Source organism: Rhodococcus sp. TAF43 (assembly GCF_052113525.1).
In the GTDB taxonomy this organism is placed as follows: Bacteria; Actinomycetota; Actinomycetes; order Mycobacteriales; family Mycobacteriaceae; genus Prescottella.
The window spans coordinates 21,549-42,645 of the sequence record NZ_JBFRDL010000038.1; the positions used below are offsets into that span (position 1 = coordinate 21,549).

Consider the following 21,097-nt stretch of genomic DNA (forward strand, 5'->3'; position numbering starts at 1 on the left):
TTAGCGGAAGTTTGCAGGTCGCGTCCCTCCAGGTGGTATGTGAGGTGCGTCCGAGTTCGCCGTGTGGCCTCCGAACCGCTACCGTCCCGTTATGCCAAGGTCTCGACAGCCACGCCGCCAAGCCACTCTGGCGTCGCTCGCCGCCGAGCTGAAGGTCTCGCGGACGACCGTCTCCAATGCCTACAACCGTCCCGACCAGCTTTCGGCCGAACTCCGCGAACGTGTGCTGCTCGCGGCCAAGCGTCGCGGATACCCGGGCCCCGACCCGGTGGCCCGCTCGTTGCGGACCCGCCGCGCCGGCGCTGTCGGCCTCCTTCTCACCGAGGCGCTCAGCTACTCCTTCCGGGATCCTGCGGCGATGAGCTTCCTCGCGGGACTCACCGAGTCGTGCGAGGAGGCGGGCTACGGCCTGCTGCTCATCCCGGCCGGCCCCGGCCGCGACGAGGTGGAAGCCGCGGCGGTGGTCCAGCAGGCCGGCGTCGACGGATTCGTCGTGTACTCGGTCGCCGCCGACGACCCCTACCTGGCAGCGGTGCGGGAACGGCATCTGCCCACCGTCATCTGTGATCAGCCGCGCGAGATGCCGGGCGCATCGCTCATCGGCATCGACGACCGTGGTGCCATGCGTAAGGTCGCTGATTATCTGATCTCATTGGGCCACAAGGAGATCGGTGTGCTCTGCATGCGTCTGGGGCGGGACCGCTCGGACGAGGTCGTGGACAGTGGACGCCTGCAGGCGTCGAACTTCCACGTCCAGCGCGAGCGTATCCTCGGCATCCACGACGCCATGCAGGCGGCGGGACTCGATCCGGAGGGGCTCACGGTCGTCGAACGCTACGAACACACGGCTCAGGACGGATATTCCGCTGCCGCACAGGCTTTGGCGGTCAATCCGCGCATCACCGCGCTGGTGTGCACCACCGACGTCCTCGCCCTCGGCGCACTCGACTGGGCGCGCTGCGAGGGTGTGGACGTCCCCGGACACCTGTCGATCACCGGATTCGACGGTGTCGAGGATGCACTCCGGGAGGGTCTGACGACGGTGCGCCAGCCGGGTGAGGACAAGGGCAGGCGCGCGGGAGCGCTGCTGCTGTCCGGCTCGGACTCGGGCGTCACCACGGTCGAGATGCTCGAGACGGAGCTGTTGCGCGGCCACACCGCGGCCTCCCCGCCCGAGCCCTGACCGGTGCTCAGCCCGTGATGTCCGCGCTGAGCAGCTGCGCGCACCGCAGCAGCCCCAGGTGGCTGTACGCCTGCGGATGGTTGCCCAGTGAGCGTTCGGCGACGGGGTCGTACTCCTCGGCCAGCAGTCCGGTCGGTCCCGCGGCGTTCACCAACTGCTTGAACAGGGCCTCGGCGTCCGACCGCTGACCGATCAGCAGGTACGCCTCCACCAGCCACGCGGCGCACAGGTGGAAGCCGCCCTCGGTGCCGGGCAGCCCGTCGTCGTGGTGGTAGCGGTACACGGTCGAGCCGCTGCGCAGTTCGGCCTCCGTCGCGACGACCGTCGCGGCGAACCGCTCGTCCTTCGGGTCGATCAGCCCGGACAGTCCGATGAACAACGTGGCCGCATCCAGGTCGGTGCCGTCGTAGGCGGCGGTGTACGACTCGACGTCCGCGTTCCACCCCTTCTCGGTCACTTCCTCGCAGATTTCGCTGCGCAGCGCCGCCCAGTTCTTGCCGGGTTCCCGGCCGAAGTTCTCGGCCAGCGTGAGCGCGCGGTCGATGGTGAGCCAGCCCATCACCTTCGAGTACACGTGGTGCCGGGGGTTGTCGCGGATCTCCCAGATGCCGTGGTCGGGTTCGCTCCAGCGCCGCTCGACCGCCTCGACCATCGCGGACACGAGTTCCCAGTCGCGGTCGGTGAGTGCGTCGGCCCCGGTGATGCCCTTCCTCTGCCGGGCCAGTGCCAGGTTGGAGACCAGGTCGACGATCGGGCCGAACACGTCCAGTTGCACTTGCTGATTCGCGGCGTTGCCGACGCGCACCGGACGGGATCCGGCATAGCCGGGCAGTGAGTCGATGACCGCCTCCGGCGGCAGGCCGGTTCCGTACAGCGTGTAGAGCGGGTGCAGCCGCTCCGGGCCGTGCAGCGTCTCGAGCACGCCGTGCACCCACTCGAGATAGTTCTCGGCCTCCTCGAGCGACCCGAGGCTCACCAGCGCAGACGCGGTCAGCGCCGCGTCGCGCAGCCAGCAGTAGCGGTAGTCCCAGTTGCGGACGCCGCCGATCTCCTCGGGCAACGACGTTGTCGCGGCGGCGAGGATCGACCCGCTCGGCGCGTGCACCAGCCCGCGGAGGGTGAGCGCCGATCGCTTCATCAGATCCGGCTTGAGCGGCGGCAGGTCGAGCGTTTTCACCCAGTCTCGCCAGTACGATTCGGCGATCTCCCGGCGCTCCGGCTCCGAAAGCTGTGAGGGTCCCAGATCTTCGGTGCCGCAACGTAATTCGAGAACGATGGGGCCCTGCGACGGGTCGACGACCGCGAGCGCGGTCTGCTGGGTGCCGTCGGTGGTGATGTCCCAGTGCACGCCGGGGGAACGCAGCACCATCGGCTCGCTCGTGCCGGAGACCCGGAGCCCGTCGGCGTCCGGCTCCAGCTGCACGGGAACCTGACCGAACTCCGGCCGGGGTGCGAAGCTGACGACCGCCTTCGCGCGGCCCGTGATGACGCGGGTGAGGTCGGTGCGGCTCGGCTGGACGTCGTGCGGCAGGTAGTCGGTGACCGTGAGGCTGGCCCAGCGGGTCTGCACGGTCATGGTGCCGTCGAGGTACTGCTGGCTCAGCGGCAGCGCCTCGCGCTGGGGGCCCACGCTGAAGTGGCCGGCCTCGGTGCCGCCGAGCAGGTGTGCGAACACCGCGGCCGAATCCGGTTCGGGGTGGCACAGCCACGTCATGTTGGCGTCGGGCGTGATGAGCGCAACCGAGCGGGGGCTCGCCAGCATCGTCAGCCGCTCGATGGGCGGCGCGTCCGCGCCCGACAGCCACGTCCGGCGCTCCTCGAGCAGGAACGCCAGCGCCGCGGCCACGTCCTCGGTGGAGTCGACGCGGTATTCGGCGAGCGTGTCGCCCTCGCCGACCTTGATGCCGATGTCGGGACCCTGCAGGCGGTCGAACGCCTTCTCGTCGGTGACGTCGTCGCCGAAGAACACGGCGGCCGTCGCCGCCTCCTGGTGACGCAGGATGTCGAGCGCGTTGCCCTTGTCGGTCGCGACGACGGCGAGTTCGATGACGGCTTTGCCCTCGGTGACCTGTACGCCGGTCCACAGGGCGGCCTCGGCGTGCACGGCCGCGAGCGCCTTGGCACCCGCCTCGGGGCTGGCGTTGCGTACGTGCAGGGCGGCGCTGGCCGGCTTGGTCTCGATGGTGACGCCGGGGTGCAGGTCCGCGATGCGGGACAGCTCGGACGTGACCTCGCCCAGGAGCTTGCGGGCATTCGCGTCGATCGCGTGCACGAACCCGACGTCGAACTCGGAGCCGTGGCTGCCGACCAGCTGGACCTCGGCGGGCAGCCGGGACAGCGTCGCGAGGTCCTTGAGCGCGCGACCCGAGATCACGGCGGCCGTGGTGGCGGCCAGTCCGGCCAGCGCACGCAGGGCCCGGACGGACTCGGCGTGGGGGTACGCCTTCTCCGGATCCGAGACGATGGGCGCCATCGTGCCGTCGTAGTCGGACGCCACCAACAGGCGGGGTGTCCGTGCCACGGTGGCCAGGGCTCGGCGGAGTTCGATCGGCAGATCCAGAGCGCTCACAGGTTCAAACCTAAGCGATTACGGGCGCGCTGGCGCGCCGCCCTCGAAGTGCCGGCTGCCACACCGGGTCACACGGGTGTCCGGGACCCGTCGCCGAGGAGCAGTTCGACGGTCAGTTCCAGGCGCTTCGCGACGTCGGTGGCCGACGAGCGACGGGTGAGCCAGGCCACCAGATTCGACAGCCACACGTCGCTTATGACGCGGGAGATTGCGAGCTCGTCCTCGGTGGGTTCGCCGTCGGTCATGGCCCGCGCGAACAGCGTGTCCATGAGCTTGCCGACCTGGTCCACCTCGGCGGCCGCCGAGGCGTCGGCGAACATGAACGCCCGGGTCATGGCCTCGGTGAGGAGGGGGTCGCGCTGCATCGCCTTGGTGATCTGGCCGAGAATGAGCTGCATCCGCTCGAGCGGGCTGCGGCCCGGGGGGATCTTGCCCTTGGACTCGATCCGCTCGAACTCACGCGCGAGGGCGGACACCAGCAGGTGCACCTTCGACGGGAAGTATCGGTAAAGGGTGCCCACCGCGACGTCGGCGCGTTCGGCGACGGCACGCATCTGCACGGCCTCGTAGCCACCCTTGGAAGCGAGTGCGAGGGTCGCATCGAGGATCCTCTTGCGGCGCTCGCGCTGAGCGTTGGAGCTGAGATCGTCCTCGCTGAGGGTCGTGACCGTGCCCCCTGTAGAACGGGATCGGGATGAGGTGGTCATCGACAGTTTCCTTCACGCCTTGACTCTTGACGGCCGAGCATATTAGAACACGTTCTAGATGAAAATGTCATCTATGAGAGGCGGGTAGACGTTGTGACAATCGCCACCACCGACGAGCAGAGGGCCGTCCAGGAGTCGATTCAGGCGTGGGCCCGCTCCGCGGCCCCACTGACCATTTTACGTGAAGGACCTGCGGATTTCTGGCGTCGTACGTGGCCCTCGGTGGCATCCCTGGGGCTGTTCGCCGTGGGTGTTCCGGAGTCCGTCGGTGGGGTCGGCGGACAGGTGGTCGACCTGGCCGCGATGTTGGAGCAGGCGGCCACGGAACTGGTGGGCGGTCCTGTTCTACCGACCGCGCTCGCGGGGCTGGTCCTCGGGCGCGCCGACGGCGCCGTGGCGAAGCAGTGGGCCGCGCAGATCGCCGAGGGCGAGTTGCCGTGTGCGGTCGTCGTCGACGGTCCCGCGGTCTCCGCGGTCCCGGACGCCGACGGCGGTCTGGTCCTGACCGGCGACGCCGGGAACGCGCTGGGCGGCGAGCCGGGTGTCGCGGTGCTGGTGTCGGCGCGTTCCGGCGACTCCGCCGACGGCACCGTGTGGTGCCTCGTCGACGGCGAGGCGCCGGGACTGACCGTCGAGCCGCTCGACATCCTCGACAAGAGCCGCGGCACCGCCCGGGTCCGTTGTGAGGGTGTGGCTGTCTCCGCCGATCGCATCGTCAGCGGTGTCGCTCCGGGACTGGTGCGCGACCTCGCCGCGACCCTCGCGGCCGCCGAGGCCGCCGGCGTCGCGGGCTGGAGCCTGCGGACCGCGGTCGACTACGCGAAGATCCGCGAACAGTTCGGCAAGCCGATCGGCTCCTTCCAGGCGATCAAGCACCTGTGCGCCGAGATGCTGTGCCGTGTCGAGCAGGCGCGCGCGGTCGCGTGGGACGCGGCCGTCGCCGCCGAGGACGCCCTGCCGGACCCGGACACGGGCGGCGCCGGAACCTCGGAACTGCCGATCGCGGCCGCGGTCGCGGCGTCGATCGCGCTCGACGCCGCGGTGCAGACGGCCAAGGACTGCATCCAGGTCCTCGGCGGCATCGGGTTCACGTGGGAGCACGACGCGCACTTCTACCTGCGGCGTGCGGTCTCGCTCAAGCAGATCCTCGGCGGCAGCAACGTGTGGCGCGCGCGGGTCGCGGTCCTGACGCGGGAGGGCGCCCGCCGGCACCTCACGATCGACCTGTCCGAGCTCGATCCGCAGGCCGAGTCGGGGCGCGCCGCGATCCGCGACGAGGTGACCGCGCTGGCCGCCGTCCCGGAGTCGGAGCGTCGGGTGGCGCTCGCCGAGTCGGGCTACGCGGCACCGCACTGGCCGCGCCCGTACGGACGCGGCGCGTCGGCGGCCCAGCAGATCCTCATCGGCGAGGAGATGGCCGCGGCCGGCATCGAACGCCCCGACCTCGTGATCGGCTGGTGGGCCGTGCCGACGGTTCTCGAGCACGGGAGCCCCGAGCAGATCGAGCGGTTCGCACTGCCGACGTTGCGCGGTGAGATCACGTGGTGCCAGCTGTTCAGCGAGCCCGGTGCGGGATCGGACCTGGCGTCACTGCGGACGACGGCCGAGAAGGTCGACGGCGGCTGGAAGCTCAACGGCCAGAAGGTGTGGACGTCGCTGGCCCGCGAGGCGGACTGGGCGATCTGCCTGGCCCGAACCGACAAGGACGCGCCCAAGCACAAGGGCATCACGTACTTCGTGCTCGACATGCGTACCGCCGGGATCAACATCTCGCCGTTGCGAGAGATCACCGGTGACGCGCTGTTCAACGAGGTGTTCCTCGACGACGTCTTCGTCCCGGACGACTGCGTCGTGGGGCAGGTGAACGGCGGTTGGAAGCTGGCCCGCACGACGCTCGCGAACGAGCGGGTCGCGATGAGTGGTGGGTCGTCGCTCGGCAAGGCCGTCGAGGAACTGCTCGAGCTGGCCGGCGATCCCGATCCGGTGACCGCCGACCATCTGGGTGCGCTGATCGCCGAGGCGCTCGTCGGGTCCCTGCTGGAGCTGCGTACCACGCTGCGCCAGCTCGACGGCCAGGATCCGGGGCCCGCGTCGAGCGTCCGCAAGCTCGTCGGTGTCCGCAACCGTCAGGCGGTCGCGGAGTTCGCCGTCGAGCTCGCCGGTGAGGCCGGGTGGGTCGAGGGGCCGCTCACCCGCGAGTTCCTGAACACGCGGTGCCTGTCCATTGCGGGCGGGACGACGCAGATCCTGCTCACGGTGGCTGCCGAACGCCTGCTGGGGCTGCCGCGCGACTGACGGTTTCCCGTCCGGGCCCGGCGTGGCGAGAACGTGATGAACGTGTTCTCGCCACGCCGGGCCTTTCGTCATTCACCTGCAGGTGATAGAACAGGAACACGTTCTAGATCACAGGCGGGATTGGCAGCGTGGACTTCTCTCAGGATCAGACTCAGGAAACGGTGGCGGAGATAGTCGTGGGCCTGTTGGCTCGCGAGCACTCCGATCCCGCCGACACCGGTGGTTTCAACGCCGAGTTGTGGCAGGCGCTCGCGAAGGCGGACCTGCTTTCGCTCGCGGTGCCGGAACGGCTCGGCGGTGACGGGTTGGGCGTCGCCGAGGTGGCGACCATGCTCACCGAGATCGGCCGCGGCGCGGCGCCGGTTCCGGCGCTCGCCACGTTGGGCTTCGGCCTCCTCCCGGTTCTCGCATTGGGGACCACCGAGCAGCAGGACGCCCTGCTCGACGGAATCGCGGGCGGACGGATCCTCACCGCGGCCGTCGCGGAACAGGGTTCGGCGTTCCCGGCGAAGCCGTCCACCATCGCGGTCGCGGACGGCGACCACGTCGTCGTGACCGGGCACAAGGTCGCGGTGCCGTTCGCGGACATCGCACACCGGATCCTGGTGCCCACCGACGCCGGCGTTGTCGTGGTGGCCCCGGACGCTCCCGGCGTCACGCTCACCAAGAGCGCGACTTCCGCGGGCGGACCGGAGTTCTCGGTCCGGCTCGACGGGGTGCGGGTGCTGTCCGCCGACGTCCTGGGTGACGGACTCGACGGTGTCGCGAGCCTCAACCGGATCGCGCTCGCGAGCCTCGGCGCGTACGCCGACGGACTGCTCGCCGGCGCCACCGGCCTGGCGGCCGACCACCTGACCACCCGCGAGCAGTTCGGCAAGCCGCTCGCCGCGTTCCAGGCGGTGGCCCAGCAGATCGCCGATGTGTACGTCACGTCCCGTACGCTGCACGTCTCGGCGCTGGCGTCCACGTGGCGGGTGTCCGAGGGCCTGGACTCCGAGGACGATCTCGACGTGATGGCGTACTGGATCGCGGCCGAGGTGCCCGCCGCGATGCGCACGTTGCACCACCTGCACGGTGGGCTCGGCGTCGACGTCACCTATCCAATGCACCGCTACTTCTCCATTGCCAAGGATCTGGCCCGTCTCGTCGGCGGCGCCTCGTACCGACTCGACCTCGTGGGGGCCCGGTGTTCATCGATCTGACACCCGAACAGCGTGAGCTGCAGGCGGAACTGCGCCGCTACTTCTCCGGACTGATCTCGCCGGCCGAGGCCGAGATCATGCTCACCGAACGCCACGGCCCCACCTACCGGGACGTGATCCGCCGCATGGGCAAGGACGGCTGGCTGGGCGTCGGCTGGCCCGTGGAGTTCGGCGGCCGCGGCTTCGGTGAGATCGAGCAGCAGATCTTCGTCAATGAGGCTGTGCGAGCAGATGTTCCGTTGCCGTCGGTGACGTTGCAGACCGTCGGACCGACGCTGATGACGTACGGCACCGAGGAGCAGAAGCGCAAGTTCCTGCCGGCGATCCTGGCCGGCGAGGTGCACTTCGCGATCGGCTACTCGGAGCCCGACGCCGGCACCGACCTTGCGGCCCTGCGCACCACCGCCGTCCGCGACGGCGACGACTATGTCGTCAACGGGCAGAAGATCTTCACGACCGGTGGCCACGACGCCGACTACATCTGGCTCGCGGTCCGCACCGGCGACGCYGAATCGCGGCACCGGGGTATCTCGATCCTCATCGTGGACACCAAGGACCCCGGGTTCACCTGGACGCCGATCATCACCGCCGACGGCGCGCACCACGTCAACGCCACGTACTACTCCGACGTCCGGGTGCCGGCGAGCATGCTTGTCGGCGAGGAGAACAAGGGCTGGAAGCTCATCACGACCCAGCTCAATCACGAGCGCGTCATGCTCGGGCCGGCCGGCCGCGTCGCCGGGCTGTACGAGAAGGTGTACGAGTGGGCCGCGAAGCGGGATCTGTTGTCGCTGCCGGACGTCCGACGTGGGCTCGGCGAGATCCACGCGACGTACCGCCTCAACGAGCTGCTGAACTGGCAGGTCGCTGCCGCGACCGGTGACGTCGACATCGCCGACGCGTCGGCCACCAAGGTCTTCGCCACCGAGCGCATTCAGCGGGTGGGTCGGATCGCCGACGAGATCGTCGGCGCGCACGGCGACCCGGGTGATCCCGAGACCGCCGCGCTGATGCGCTGGCTGGACGTCCAGATCAAGCGCAATGTCGTCATCACGTTCGGTGGCGGTGTCAACGAGGTCATGCGCGAGTTGATCGCGGTGGCCGGTCTGGGACTGCCGAGGGTGCCGCGATGACCGATACGACAGATTCGACCGCACAGATTCTGGCCGGGGCCGAGCAGGTCAACGCCGGGGGTGCCAGTAAGCCCCGCGCCGGGCGCGATCCGGTGAACATGCCGATGATCCGCAACTGGCTCGAGGCGATCGGCGACGAGAACCCGATCTATGTCGACGAGAATGCGGCTGTCGCAGCGGGTTACGACGGAATCGTCGCGCCTCCGGCGATGGCGCAGGTATGGACCATGCGCGGCCTCGGAGCGGTGCGCGAGGAGGACGACCCGCTGGGTCGGATGACGCAGATCCTCGACGACGCCGGTTTCACGTCGGTGGTCGCGACCAACTGTGATCAGATCTACCACCGCTATCTCCGTCCCGGCGAGGAGGTGACGATCGAGTCGAACCTCGAGGACGTGGTCGGGCCCAAGAAGACCGGGCTCGGCGAGGGCTGGTTCTTCACCACCCGCAACTTCTGGAAGGTCGGCGACGAGATCGTCGCCGAGATGCTCTTCCGCATCCTCAAGTTCGCGCCGCCCGCCAAGGCGCCGCAGGCGCCGGAATCATCTTCCGTTCCCGAGGATCTCGATCCCTCGCGGATGCTGCGCCCCACGCCGTCGCGCGACACCCAGTTCTTCTGGGACGGTGTCGCCGCGCACGAGTTGAGGATCCAGCAGCGCCCCGACGGCAGTCTGCAGCATCCGCCGGTGCCGGCGCTGTGGAAGGACAAGACCGAGACCACCGACTATGTCGTCGCGTCCGGCCGCGGAACCGTGTTCAGCTTCGTCGTCCACCACGCGCCCAAGGTGCCCGGTCGGTCGCTGCCGTTCGTGGTGGCCCTGGTCGAACTCGACGAGGGCGTGCGCATGCTCGGTGAGTTGCGCGACGTCGACCCGTCGGAGGTCGCGGTCGGCATGCCGGTGCAGGCCCAGTTCCTCGACTTCCCGGGCGATGACGAGACCGGGAACGAACCCTGGACGCTGTACGCGTGGCGTCCGGTGAAGGAGTCGTAAATGACCAGCGCACTCGACATCTCCGTCGGCGACACGCTGCCGGGTCTCTCGATCCATGGTGATCCCACGTTCATCGTCTCGACGGCGTTGGCCACCAGGGACTTCCAGGACGTCCACCACGACCGGGACAAGGCGCAGCAGCGCGGGTCGAAGGACATCTTCGTCAACATCCTCACCGACACCGGCCTGGTGCAGCGCTTCGTCACGGACTGGGCCGGTCCGCGGGCGCGGATCACGTCGATCAAGCTGCGACTCGGGGTGCCGTGGTACGCGTACGACACGCTGAATCTCTCGGGTGAGGTGGTGGCCGCCGAGGACGGGCTGATCACCGTCAAGGTGGTCGGCAAGGACAGCCTCGGCGACCACATCACGTCCACGGTCACCCTGGTGATGAACGACGACTCGGATGGAGCACGGGCATGAGCGGGTTGTCCGGGAAGGCCGCGATCGTCGGCATCGGCGCCACCGACTTCTCCAAGGACTCGGGCCGCAGCGAGCTCCGGCTCGCGGCGGAGGCGGTGCAGGCCGCACTCGACGACGCGGGTCTGAAGCCGTCCGACGTGGACGGCCTGACGTCGTTCACGATGGACACCAACACCGAAGCGGCGGTCGCCCGTTCGGTCGGTATCCCGAACCTGAAGTTCTTCAGCCGCATCCACTACGGCGGCGGCGCGGCGTGCGCCACCATCCAGCAGGCGGCCATGGCCGTCGCCACCGGTGTCGCCGACGTCGTGGTGGCGTACCGCGCGTTCAACGAGCGCTCGGGCGCACGCTTCGGGCAGGTCAACGCCGGCCTGGTGCAGCAGGTGAACTCGTCGGGCACCGACAACGCCTTCTCGTACCCGCACGGGCTGGGGACGCCGGCGTCGTTCGTCGCGATGGTCGCGCAGCGGTACATGCACGTGTACGGCGCCACCAGTGAGGATTTCGGCCGTATCGCGGTCGCGGACCGCAAGCACGCGGCGGTCAACCCCGCCGCGTTCTTCTACGGCAAGCCGATCACGCTCGAGGACCATCAGAACTCGCGGTTCATCGCGGAGCCGCTGCACCTGCTGGACTGCTGCCAGGAGACCGACGGCGGCATCGCGATCGTCGTGACGTCGCCCGAGCGAGCGAAGGACCTGCCGAACAAGCCGGCGATCGTCGCGGCGGCCGCACAGGGCAGTGGGCCGGACCAGTACATCATGACCAGCTACTACCGCGACGGGCTGACGGGTCTGCCCGAGATGGGCCTGGTCGCCGACCAGTTGTGGGAGCAGTCCGGGCTGCGGCCGTCGGACATGCAGACCGCGGTGCTGTACGACCACTTCACGCCATACGTGCTGATGCAGCTCGAGGAACTCGGCTTCTGCGGGCGCGGCGAGGCCCGGGACTTCATCGCCGACGGCGCGATCGAGCTGGGCGGGCGCCTGCCGATCAACACCCACGGAGGCCAGCTGGGTGAGGCGTACATCCACGGTATGAACGGCATCGCGGAGGGCGTGCGGCAGATCCGCGGCACCTCGGTGAACCAGGTTCCGGACGTCGAGAACGTGCTCGTGACCGCCGGCACCGGTGTTCCCACCTCGGGACTCGTGCTCACGGCGTAGGCGCCTGCGGCGCCCGTGCGCTTTTCCGGTAGTCGGCGCTATCGGAAAAGTGCACGGGCGCGAAGCGCCTAGTGGGTCGCGAGGGCGACTCGGCGCCGTTCCTCCGCCGTCTCCGGTCGGCCCTCTCCGGGCAGGTCGATGCGGACGTGGTGGAGGCGTCCGCTGAATTCGAACCGGCCGTCGACCTCGTCGCACACCGGGCTGCCGCGGTTGATGCCGATGTCGAGCTGCTCGTTCATGCTGAAGATCGCGCGGGTGGTCTTCTCGATCCGTCCGGTACCGACGACGACACCGTCGACGGAAAGCGTTGCCGTTCCGCCCTTCCCGATCCCACCGCCGTCGTATTCGAACGCGACGGACACCTCGCGGTTCTCGGCGGTCAGGGGTACCTCGCCGCGCACGAACGTCAGGCCGCCGCCGCTGAAGTTGTAGCAGAACACGGGCTTCGAATCGAGAACGTAGAGGGCCAGGCCGCCGAACCGGCCGCCCACGCTCGCCAGCGTTCCCTCGCACGGGTTTCCGCCGGTCTCGAGCGTGGCCGTGATCCTGTACGAGCGGTTGAAGAACGGCGGTGCCGCCTTCTCCGGCAGGCCGTTCATGTGCGGGTACAACGTGATGCTCGTCCGTCCGCGCAGCGGATGCGGCGGGCGGTCCTTGGGTGCAGCGTTCCTCGTCACGGTGCGGTCGTCGAGGGGGAGCACCTGGTAGCGCGCCGCCTCGACGAGGAACTTCTGCTTGAGTTCCTCGAGCTTCTCCGGGTACTCGGCCGCCAGGTCGCGGGCCTGCGACCAGTCGACGGTGGTGTCATACAGCTCCCATCGATCCTCGTCGAACGCAGGGAGCTGCAGTCCGTGCGTCGCCATCAGCCACGGTGCCCGGTGCAGCGTCACGGCCGTCCACCCGTGGTCGTAGATGCCGCGGTTGCCGTAGATCTCGAAGTACTGCGTGGTGTGCCGGTCCTCGGCGTCGGCGTCGGCGAACGTGTAGTTCATCGCGACACCCTCCATGGGCTTCTGCGGCACGCCGTCGACGGTGTCCGGCGCCGGCACGCCCACCGCCTCGAGGATCGTCGGGGTGATGTCCACGCAGTGATGCCACTGGTCGCGGATGCCGGACTCGGCGATCCCCTCGGGCCAGTGCGCGATCAGCCCGTTGCGGGTGCCGCCGTAGTGGGAAGCGGCCTGCTTGGTCCACTGGTACGGGGTGTCGAGCGCCATCGCCCACGACGCCGGGTAGTGCGGGTAGCTCGTCGGGGTGCCCAGTTCGTCGAACTTCTCGAGCACCTCGGCGGTGGTCTGCTTGTAGCCGTTGAGCCCGGCGAGGTAGTTGAACGAGCCCTCCATGCCGCCCTCGGCGGACGCGCCGTTGTCGCCGAGCATGTACAGCACCAGGGTGTTGTCGAGTGCGCCCGTCTCCTGCAGCCGGTCGACGAGCCGGCCGACCTGGTCGTCGGTGTGCTCGAGGAAGGCCGCGTACAGCTCCATCAGCCGGGCCGAGACCTTCTTCTGGTCGGCGTCCAGATCGTCCCAGTGCGGCAGGTCCGGCGCCCACGGGGCGAGCTCCGTGTCCGGCGCGACCACCCCGAGCTGCTTCTGCCGCTCGAGGGTGATCTCCCGCTGGCGGTCCCAGCCGTGGTCGAACTCGCCGCGGTACTTGTCGAGATAGCTGTCCGGCACCTGCAGTGGGGCGTGGCACGCGCCGAACGGCAGGTAGCAGAACCACGGCTTGTCCGGGTCCATCGTGCCGACCGACTCGATCCACTCCATCGCGCGGTCCACCAGGTCCTCCGACATGTGGTAGCCCTCTTCGGGCGAGCACGGCGGATCGACGACGGTGAAGTCGCGGTACAGAACCGGGGAGAACTGGTCGGATTCGGCGCCGAGGAAGCCGTAGAAGCGATCGAAACCCTCACGGGTGGGCCATCGGTCGAACGGCCCCGCCTCACTGATCTCCCACGTCGGCGTCTGGTGCATCTTGCCGAACGCGCCGGTCGCGTACCCGTTGCCCTGCAGGATTCACGCCACCGTCGCCGCCGAGGCCGGACGGGTCCCGTTGTAACCCGGTGCCGCCGTGGCCTGTTCGGCGATCACGCCGAAGCCGACGCTGTGGTGGTTGCGTCCGGTGAGCGTCGCCGCGCGGGTCGGCGAGCACAGCGCCGTGGTGTGGAAGCGGGTGTACTTGACGCCGTCCGCGGCCAGTCGATCGGCGGTGGGCGTGCGGCACGGACCGCCGAATGCCGACGCGGTACCGAAACCGACGTCGTCGAGCATGATCAGCAGGACGTTGGGTGCGCCCTCCGGTGGGCGCACCGGTTGCGGACGTGTGAACGGTTCCTGCTGATCGCGGTAGTCGACCGCGGCGGAGATATGCGGGTCGGTGCGGACGATAGGAATCGAATGCCGATTCATGGTGCGCCTCTCTGGATGATGGAACGGGGAAACGCGTTCGGTTTCGTTGCGGCGAAGCTGGTTTCGTCTCGAGYGTGTGGGCAGCAGGTTGAGCAGCGGTTCTCCGTCGTGCCGGAGATGCGGGGGAGCGTACCCGCAACGCCTTGACCGTTAAAGCGCCGACTTACTAGTCTCGCGGCGTGTCGAATCCCGGAAATGCGAAGAGCGCGATGATCGAGGTCGCCGAGCGGATGTTCGCCGAGCGTGGCATCGACGGCGTGTCGATGCGCGACGTCGCCGCCGCTGCCGGCCAGAAGAACAACTCGGCCGTGCAGTACCACTTCGGCGGGCGGGACGGTCTCGTTCTCGAGGTCTTCCGTAGGCGCATGCGGGAAATCAATCTCAGTCGCGCGGCCTTCCTGGCGAAACTGGACGAGGAGGGACTCGGGCACGACGTGCGTGGACTCGTCGAGGCCGTCGTCGTGCCGCTCGCCGACTATCTCCGGACCTCCGGGACCGATTCGTACTACGCACAGTTCATCGCTCGCGTATCCCCGTCGGTGGACATCGCGAACACGGAACTGTCCGACGTCACGGAGGTCAGCCGCGAGGTGTCCACCAGGCTGATGCGAGCACTCGGTCACCTGCCGCGCCGTGTCGCGGTCGTTCGTGTCGATCTGATGCTCAACATGGCTGTGTCGGCGCTCGCGGTGTTCGAGCAGCGGCGCAACAGCGGGAACCCGGTCGTGGACACCGACTTCGACGAGACCGTGCGTCATCTGATCGACATGTCGGTGGGGGCGTTGGAGGCTCCGGAATCGGCCTCGGCCTGAAGTCCGGCGGGGGCCGGGGTCGCCAGTCCACCGGTGGCAGGCTTGCGACCGTGCTTCATCACGAGCGCGACGGCGATGCCCACGAGCCCGACGGCTCCCGCGTACAGGAAGCCGCGTGAGAGCGCCGTGTCCGCGTAGAGGACGGCGTGGATCGCCATGAACCAGAAGATCCCGTGGAAACCGAACCCGTCGATCAACCAGCCGGCGATGAACGGTCCTGCGACGGCGGACATGCCGATACCCGTCGCCACCATGCCCAGAGCGACAGGGACGAAGTCGCGGGGCATGATGTCGCGCACGAGGCTGTACGAGAGCGCGACGATCCCGACGAGAACTCCCTGCAGTGCGCGACCGGCGAGCAGGACGGCAAACGAGTCTGCAGTTGCACAGACAACGCTGCCGAGCACGAAGACGCCGGCCAGGCCGAGGATCACCCGCTTCTTGCCGATCTTGTCCGACGCCTTCCCGATGAGCGGCATGAGCGTTGCCCCGGTGAGCGTGACGATCGAGACAACCCACGCGATATCGAGGGTCTGGAACGTCGGCGCCATGTGCGGCATCGCCGGGTAGACCATGAGGATCTCGAAAGTCGCAATCTCGGAGAAGAAGATGATCACGGCGAGAACGGCAAATATTCGGGCTCGAGGAACATTGCCTCGAACTGAAGTGAGAGCGAGCGCCATCGTTGTCCTTTGGGTCGGTAGAGATCGACGACACATGCGCTCGGTGATATTGGGGCGCAGATAATTTCGTCGTCGAGTGAGAGTGCCAGGCGGCGGCGCGTTCAATGAGGAATGGGGCGGGCGGGTGGGCGCCCCAGGGGGGGCTTAGTCACAGTGTCGGGACGCGTGTGATCGCGGTCCCGCTCAGTGGAAACGGGAGGATCGCCTTCGTGGTACGGGTTCGAGTGGCCACTCAATAGTGTTCCTGTGCAGCTAGTTTCAAGAATTAAGTCAGTGTCTTGACGAGTTAAGTCACTGACTGATAGTTTGCCGAGGATGTCCCTCGTCGGATCGACCGGGCGGCGGACGTCGGCGGTGGTGTGTTCAGGGCGGGAACCCTCAGTAACAGGAGTCTTGTATGACGGCGCTGACGAGTAGTCGCACGGTGGCGATCGGTGGCCATTCGATCGAATTCGGACCTCGCGGAATGCGTAGGTGTGCAGATGGATTCGAGTCATTACCGTATGAGCGATTCGAGTTGCGGCCTGTGACGCCATACATCGGCGCGGAGATTCGCGGCGTGGATCTGCGCGATCCGAGTATCGACGTCATCGAGGATTTGCGGCGCGCGCTGCTCGAGTGGAAGGTCGTGTTCTTCCGGGGTCAGCAGATCACGGGCGCGCAGCACCGAGACTTCGCTCGCCACTGGGGCGACCTCGAGATCCACCCGCTTCTCCCGCAGGGTGAGGTCCCCGAGGTGGTTCATTTCGAGCGCGGTGAGGGCAACCCCGGCACCGAGAACATCTGGCACGTGGACGTGACGTGGCAGAAGCGTCCCCCGCTCGGTTCGGTTCTGCGCGCGCTCGAGGTCCCGCCCGCCGGCGGCGACACCCTGTGGGCCGACATGGGGCAACGCGTACGACTGCCTGTCCGACGAGGTCAAGGCGAAGATCGAGGGCCGGGTCGCGATTCACGATTTCGTGCCGTCCTTCGGCCGCTCGATGGGTCCCGAGAAACTTGCACAGATGAAGGAGGCGTATCCGCCGGTCGCACACCCGATCGTGCGGATCCATCCCGAGACCGGGCGCAGGACCCTGTTCGTCAACAGCCTGTTCACGACGCACATCCCGGACATGGATCCGGCCGAGGGTGAGGCGCTGTTGCGGCACCTCTTCGACCAGGCCAAGGTCCCCGACTTCCAGTGCCGATTCAAGTGGCAGCCCAACTCGATTGCCTTCTGGGACAACCGCGCAACGCAGCACTATGCGGCCAGCGACTACTTCCCGCACCGCCGGGTCATGGAACGCGTGGCCATTCTCGGAGATGTTCCCGCCTGATCTCGAGTCCTCCGACGAACGCCAGGAGTGTGGATATGGTTCGACCTCTCGACGAGCTGGGCCGCCGGCTACCGCTACCTGCTCAACCTTCTCAATGCAGGACTCGAGCAGGTCGTCTTCAGTGCGGATCCGGAGTATCCGGAAGTTGTTCACCTGCAGGACAATACGAAGTGGTAGGCGACCGAGTCGCCGGACTGTCTCTTCGGCCATGCCGTCCTCGACCCCGAGGGGACCTACCGGCTCACCGGGACCGGCGGCCGGGTCCGGTACATCGGGCTGACGCTGTACGACACCCACGATCTCTACGAGAAGGCGCAGTCCGGCGACGGCGGGCCGAAGGACTACCGGGCGGCGTTCAAGGCGGCCACCGGATCCGGGCTGGGTGCGACGTCGAACCCGGGTGGAATCACGTTGCAGGACAACGGCGATTTCGAGGTCGTCATCAGCGCGCAGCCGCACGAGGGTAACTGGCTGCCGATGGATCCGCGGACCCTGCGCGACGCCGAACGCAACGTCCTGCGGACACAGCCTCCGGTCAGTTCGACGTATGCGAGAGACGGCGGCCATATCGCTTACGGTGGTGGATCTTTCGAGATCGGTCCCGACGAGGCCCTGATTCTCGAGGTCACGCCGCCGGACTGCCACTTCTGGAACATCCACGTCGGGGACTACTGGGGTCAGTCTCTCGGCTACACGTATCGGCAGACCTCGCTCAACGGCCATCAAGCCGTGCTCGACGAGGACGGGGTGTTCAGGGCCGTCGTGGCGCATCGCGATCCCGGCGTCGCGAACTGGCTCGACACGGCGGGTAACACCTTCACCCGCTGCGTGTACCGGTGGTGGCTCGCGTCCACCCAGGATCTGCCGGCGCCGACGGTGCGTAAGGTGATGTTCGACGACGTGCTCGCAGCACTGCCCGCCACGACCGCGCGTGTCGGGGTGGGGGAGCGCCGCGAGGTACTCGGTCGGCGGCGTGCAGCGGTGCTGAAACGCTACTTTCGTTGAACCACAGAGTGAGTGAGAAGGGACCGTCACGTGACACTGCGCGGCTGGCGTCCGAGAGCGTTCCGGGACGGGGATGATCCCGATCCGCGGTTCACATTGGCCAACGAACGCACGTTCCTGGCCTGGGTTCGCACTGCGCTCGGACTGATTGCGGCGGCAGTCGGTCTCGAGGCGTTCGGAGCCGACGTCGTCGGCCCGAACGTCCACACGGTGCTGGTGGTGGGCCTGCTCGTCGGCGCGATCCTGCTCGTGGTGTTCGCGTTCCTACGCTGGATGGGTGTCGAGGCGGCGATGCGGATGGGCCGGAGCCTGCCGGTGCCGGCCCTCGCGGCGCTCCTGGTGGGGTTGATCGCGGGTGCCGGTGTCACGCTGCTCGTCGTGTTGGTGAGCAGGTGATGTCCGCGGCCGCCGCACACCGGGATCCGGGACTTCAGCCGGAACGGACAACGCTCGCGTGGGTGCGCACCGCGGCGAGCCTGGCGGCGGTCGCGTTCCTCTGTCTGCGCTATGTACCCGGATCCTCCGTCGTCGTCCAGGTGGTCGGAACGTGGGCCATCGTGTCGTCGTCGGTGGTGGTGGTGACCGCTCGGCGCCGCTACGAGCGCATGAGTACCGCGTTCGGGGACGAGCGGGCGGTCTATCCGTTCGCGCTGATGGCGGGGCTGGCGGTCACGGTCGTCGTGCTTGCGGCGGCGTCGGCGGTCGTGATCCTCGTCGTCGGTCGGTGACGATCCCGTCGCATCCCGCTGTCACACGCGGTGGCCGGTGGTTGTGTGGACGGGGACGTCTGCGCCTCCCACTGGCCGGGATCTGTGCGCGTCGTCACAGCGGTAGCAGGTAGGGATAGTTTCGGACTTGCGTGATTCGCGGTCCCCGATCTCGAGGAGAGCAGCAATGGAGGAGTTCGAAGGCTTCGAAGGCCGAGTCGCACTGATCACGGGCGCCGCCCGGGGACAGGGGCGCTCGCACGCCGTGGCGTTCGCCGAGCGCGGCGCCGACGTGGTCATCTGCGACCGCTGCGAGGACAGCGATTCGGTGTTCTACCCCCTCGGGACCGAGGAGGACCTGGCCGAGACCGTGCGCCTCGTCGAGGCCACCGGCCGCCGCGTCATCTCGGTCAAGGCGGACACCGCCGACCGCGACGCGATGGACGCCCTCGTCGCCCGCGCCGAGTCCGAGTTCGGCCGCGTGGACATCGCGGTCGCCAACGCAGGCGTGTCCGTGGCGGCGCCGATCCAGTCGATGACCTCGGCCCAGTGGAACGAGGCCATCAACTCCAATCTCACCGGCGTCTTCAACACCCTCGGCGCCGTCTCGCCCGGCATGATCGAACGCGGCTACGGCCGGATCGTGACGATCTCGTCGATGCTCGGACGCGCGGGCAACACCAACATGGCCGCCTACGCGGCCTCCAAGTGGGGCGTCATCGGCATGACGAAGAGTGCCGCGCTCGATCTGGCGCAGAACGGCATCACCGTCAATGCGATCGCACCCGGCAACATCTCGACCGGGATGATCCACAACAAGGCGCTCTACTCGATGATGCGACCGGACCTCGCAGAGCCGACGATGGACGACGTCGCGCCCGTGTTCCAGAGTCTGCACGCGCAGCCGGTGCCGTGGCTCGACCCGTTCGAGATCACCCGGGCCGTCCTCTTCTTCGCCGCCGAGGCCAGCGCGCACATCAGCGGCACCGTCCTTCCGATCGACGCCGGTAACGCAGCACGCGTCACCGGGTGATCGCGGTACCGACACCCGCTCCGAGTACTGCCCGGAGCGGGGTCGTCATCGCGGCCCTGAGCCTGAGCGGGATCCTGGTCGCGCTCCTGCAGACGCTGGTGGTGCCGGTTCTGCCGGCGTTCGCCGTCGATCTCGGCGTGCCGCCCACCAGCGCGTCGTGGCTGGTCACGATCACGTTGCTGACCGGTGCCGTCGGCACGCCGCTGATCGGTCGGCTGGCCGACATGTTCGGTAAGCGCGCGATGATGCTGGTGTGTCTCGGGCTGATGGTGGCGGGCTCGGTGCTCGCCGCCGTGGGACCGGGCTTCGCGACGGTGGTCGCCGGGCGTGGGCTGCAGGGTTTCGCGATGGCGTTGCTGCCGGTCGGGATCAGCATGATGCGCGACGTGCTTCCGCCGGAACGACTCGGCAGTGGTGTCGCGTTGATGAGCGCGACGATCGGCGTCGGCAGTGTGCTCGGAATGCCGCTGTCCGGTGTCCTCTACGAGCACGCCGGCTGGCAGTCGCTGTTCTGGCTTCCGGCAGGGTTCGCGGTGGTGATGGCGGCACTGTTGCCGTTCGTGGTCCCGGAGTCGACCACCCGCGCGTCCGGACGGTTCGACTATCGGGGCGCGGTGCTGTTGACCGCAGCATTGACCGCGGTGCTGCTCGCGATCTCCAAGGGCGGCACGTGGGGATGGGGGAGCTGGCCGATCGTCGGCCTGGCCGTCGGCGGCATCGTCGGGATGGCGGTATGGGTTCCGTTGGAGCTGAGGATGTCCCACCCGCTCGTCGATCTCCGGACGTCGATGCTGCGCCCCGTGTTGGTGGCCAACATGTGCGCGCTGCTGCTCGGATTCGCGATGTTCCTCAGTTCGTATGCCTCCACGCAGGAACTGCAGGTGCCCGCGTCGACCGGGCACGGCCTCGGCCTGAGCGCGGCGACGGCCGGGCTGGTGATGCTGCCGGGCGGCCTGGTGATGATCGTCCTGGCCCCGGTGTCGGCGGCGATGATCCGCGGTTGGGGTGCCCGGGTGACGCTCGCCGTCGGCGGCGGGGCCATCGCTCTCGGGTTCGTCGAACGTGGTGTGTTCGGCACCGGCGTCATCGTCATCGGCGTCAGTGCCTTCGTCGTGTCGGTGGGCGTGGCTTTCGCGCTCGCGGCGATGCCGGTGCTCATCACGACGGCGGTGCCCCGCGACCAGACGGCGTCGGCGAACAGCGTCAACAGCCTGATTCGGGCCGTCGGAACCTCCGCCGCGAGTGCGGTGGGCGCGGCGGTGCTCGCCGCGTCGACCGTGATGGCGGGGGCCGTCGTGGTTCCGGCTCAGATCGGGTTGGACCGGCTGTTCTGGCTCGGGGCGGCGGTGGCGGCGGTGGCGCTGCTCGTCGTCACCTGCGTGCCGATCCGGACCGACCGCACTACCGCCCGGGTTGGCGTCGTCGTGGATTCGGACGGTGACGCTGTCCGGGTGCGGTGAGCG

General features: G+C 68.4%; 17 protein-coding genes and 2 pseudogenes. 15 read left to right on the forward strand and 4 right to left on the reverse strand.

The window, feature by feature from the left end; translation table 11 throughout:
- The first annotated feature begins 91 nt into the window (after positions 1 to 91).
- Complete coding sequence (locus AB4Z09_RS20475; protein WP_442240553.1) at positions 92 to 1,183, forward strand: LacI family DNA-binding transcriptional regulator; 1,092 nt, start codon at positions 92 to 94, stop codon at positions 1,181 to 1,183.
- Between the two features lie 7 nt (positions 1,184 to 1,190).
- Here AB4Z09_RS20475 and otsB read toward each other — a convergent pair whose 3' ends face one another.
- Positions 1,191 to 3,752, reverse strand: a complete 2,562-nt coding sequence (gene otsB, locus AB4Z09_RS20480) for a trehalose-phosphatase (RefSeq protein ID WP_174908033.1) — start codon at positions 3,750 to 3,752, stop codon at positions 1,191 to 1,193.
- A gap of 68 nt (positions 3,753 to 3,820) precedes the next feature.
- Positions 3,821 to 4,459 carry a cholesterol catabolism transcriptional regulator KstR gene (kstR, locus tag AB4Z09_RS20485; RefSeq protein WP_114723662.1) on the reverse strand — a complete coding sequence of 213 codons (639 nt, stop codon included), beginning with the start codon at positions 4,457 to 4,459 and terminating at the stop codon, positions 3,821 to 3,823.
- A 93-nt stretch (positions 4,460 to 4,552) separates the two neighbouring features.
- Here kstR and AB4Z09_RS20490 point away from each other — a divergent pair, with 93 nt between their 5' ends.
- The 6 genes from AB4Z09_RS20490 to AB4Z09_RS20515 all read left to right on the forward strand — a co-directional run bounded on the left by AB4Z09_RS20490 (position 4,553) and on the right by AB4Z09_RS20515 (position 11,670).
- Complete coding sequence (locus AB4Z09_RS20490; RefSeq protein WP_174908035.1) at positions 4,553 to 6,754, forward strand: acyl-CoA dehydrogenase; 2,202 nt, start codon at positions 4,553 to 4,555, stop codon at positions 6,752 to 6,754.
- Between the two features lie 128 nt (positions 6,755 to 6,882).
- Positions 6,883 to 7,956, forward strand: coding sequence for an acyl-CoA dehydrogenase family protein (locus AB4Z09_RS20495; protein WP_174908037.1), 1,074 nt, complete (start codon positions 6,883 to 6,885; stop codon positions 7,954 to 7,956).
- Positions 7,941 to 9,089: an acyl-CoA dehydrogenase family protein gene (locus AB4Z09_RS20500; RefSeq protein ID WP_114723659.1), complete on the forward strand. Its 1,149-nt coding sequence runs from the start codon at positions 7,941 to 7,943 to the stop codon at positions 9,087 to 9,089. The genes AB4Z09_RS20495 and AB4Z09_RS20500 overlap by 16 nt, the downstream gene beginning before the upstream one ends.
- Positions 9,086 to 10,081 carry a bifunctional MaoC family dehydratase N-terminal/OB-fold nucleic acid binding domain-containing protein gene (locus AB4Z09_RS20505; RefSeq protein WP_174908039.1) on the forward strand — a complete coding sequence of 332 codons (996 nt, stop codon included), beginning with the start codon at positions 9,086 to 9,088 and terminating at the stop codon, positions 10,079 to 10,081. Before AB4Z09_RS20500 ends, AB4Z09_RS20505 begins: the two co-directional genes overlap by 4 nt.
- On the forward strand, positions 10,082 to 10,504 hold the full coding sequence (locus AB4Z09_RS20510) for a MaoC family dehydratase (RefSeq protein ID WP_114723657.1): 423 nt from the start codon (positions 10,082 to 10,084) through the stop codon (positions 10,502 to 10,504).
- Complete coding sequence (locus AB4Z09_RS20515) at positions 10,501 to 11,670, forward strand: lipid-transfer protein (protein WP_174908041.1); 1,170 nt, start codon at positions 10,501 to 10,503, stop codon at positions 11,668 to 11,670. Before AB4Z09_RS20510 ends, AB4Z09_RS20515 begins: the two co-directional genes overlap by 4 nt.
- Before the next feature lie 68 nt (positions 11,671 to 11,738).
- Here AB4Z09_RS20515 and AB4Z09_RS20520 read toward each other — a convergent pair.
- A pseudogene (locus AB4Z09_RS20520) lies at positions 11,739 to 14,078 on the reverse strand (arylsulfatase).
- A 179-nt stretch (positions 14,079 to 14,257) separates the two neighbouring features.
- Here AB4Z09_RS20520 and AB4Z09_RS20525 point away from each other — a divergent pair.
- Positions 14,258 to 14,890: a TetR/AcrR family transcriptional regulator gene (locus AB4Z09_RS20525; RefSeq protein WP_254622787.1), complete on the forward strand. Its 633-nt coding sequence runs from the start codon at positions 14,258 to 14,260 to the stop codon at positions 14,888 to 14,890.
- Here AB4Z09_RS20525 and AB4Z09_RS20530 read toward each other — a convergent pair.
- On the reverse strand, positions 14,833 to 15,507 hold the full coding sequence (locus AB4Z09_RS20530; RefSeq protein WP_442240554.1) for an MFS transporter: 675 nt from the start codon (positions 15,505 to 15,507) through the stop codon (positions 14,833 to 14,835). The genes AB4Z09_RS20525 and AB4Z09_RS20530 overlap by 58 nt on opposite strands.
- A 463-nt stretch (positions 15,508 to 15,970) precedes the next feature.
- On the opposite strand from AB4Z09_RS20530, the pseudogene AB4Z09_RS20535 reads away from it, so the two are divergent.
- The 7 genes and pseudogenes from AB4Z09_RS20535 to AB4Z09_RS20565 all read left to right on the forward strand — a co-directional run bounded on the left by AB4Z09_RS20535 (position 15,971) and on the right by AB4Z09_RS20565 (position 21,094).
- Positions 15,971 to 16,889 (forward strand): annotated as a pseudogene (locus AB4Z09_RS20535) (TauD/TfdA dioxygenase family protein).
- Between the two features lie 27 nt (positions 16,890 to 16,916).
- Positions 16,917 to 17,066 (forward strand): hypothetical protein, encoded by a 150-nt coding sequence (locus tag AB4Z09_RS20540; protein ID WP_254622789.1) that lies wholly within the window; start codon positions 16,917 to 16,919, stop codon positions 17,064 to 17,066.
- A 234-nt stretch (positions 17,067 to 17,300) separates the two neighbouring features.
- Entirely contained in the window at positions 17,301 to 17,894 is a 594-nt protein-coding gene (locus tag AB4Z09_RS20545) for a DUF1214 domain-containing protein (protein ID WP_254622790.1), read from the forward strand.
- A gap of 30 nt (positions 17,895 to 17,924) precedes the next feature.
- Entirely contained in the window at positions 17,925 to 18,290 is a 366-nt protein-coding gene (locus tag AB4Z09_RS20550; protein WP_114723652.1) for a YidH family protein, read from the forward strand.
- A complete protein-coding gene (locus tag AB4Z09_RS20555; protein WP_254622791.1) occupies positions 18,290 to 18,622 on the forward strand; it encodes a DUF202 domain-containing protein in 333 nt (110 codons plus the stop codon). Before AB4Z09_RS20550 ends, AB4Z09_RS20555 begins: the two co-directional genes overlap by 1 nt.
- Before the next feature lie 166 nt (positions 18,623 to 18,788).
- Positions 18,789 to 19,634, forward strand: a complete 846-nt coding sequence (locus AB4Z09_RS20560) for a mycofactocin-coupled SDR family oxidoreductase (protein WP_174908045.1) — start codon at positions 18,789 to 18,791, stop codon at positions 19,632 to 19,634.
- Positions 19,631 to 21,094: an MFS transporter gene (locus AB4Z09_RS20565; protein ID WP_174908046.1), complete on the forward strand. Its 1,464-nt coding sequence runs from the start codon at positions 19,631 to 19,633 to the stop codon at positions 21,092 to 21,094. The genes AB4Z09_RS20560 and AB4Z09_RS20565 overlap by 4 nt, the downstream gene beginning before the upstream one ends.
- The last annotated feature ends 3 nt before the right edge of the window (positions 21,095 to 21,097 follow it).

Coding starts and splice junctions, on each gene's coding strand:
- AB4Z09_RS20475 (WP_442240553.1), top strand. CDS start 92: ATGCCAAGGTCTCGACAGCCACGCCGCCAAGCCACTCTGGCGTCGCTC.
- kstR (WP_114723662.1), bottom strand. CDS start 4,459: ATGACCACCTCATCCCGATCCCGTTCTACAGGGGGCACGGTCACGACC.
- AB4Z09_RS20505 (WP_174908039.1), top strand. CDS start 9,086: ATGACCGATACGACAGATTCGACCGCACAGATTCTGGCCGGGGCCGAG.
- AB4Z09_RS20510 (WP_114723657.1), top strand. CDS start 10,082: ATGACCAGCGCACTCGACATCTCCGTCGGCGACACGCTGCCGGGTCTC.
- AB4Z09_RS20515 (WP_174908041.1), top strand. CDS start 10,501: ATGAGCGGGTTGTCCGGGAAGGCCGCGATCGTCGGCATCGGCGCCACC.
- AB4Z09_RS20555 (WP_254622791.1), top strand. CDS start 18,290: ATGTCCGCGGCCGCCGCACACCGGGATCCGGGACTTCAGCCGGAACGG.
- AB4Z09_RS20560 (WP_174908045.1), top strand. CDS start 18,789: ATGGAGGAGTTCGAAGGCTTCGAAGGCCGAGTCGCACTGATCACGGGC.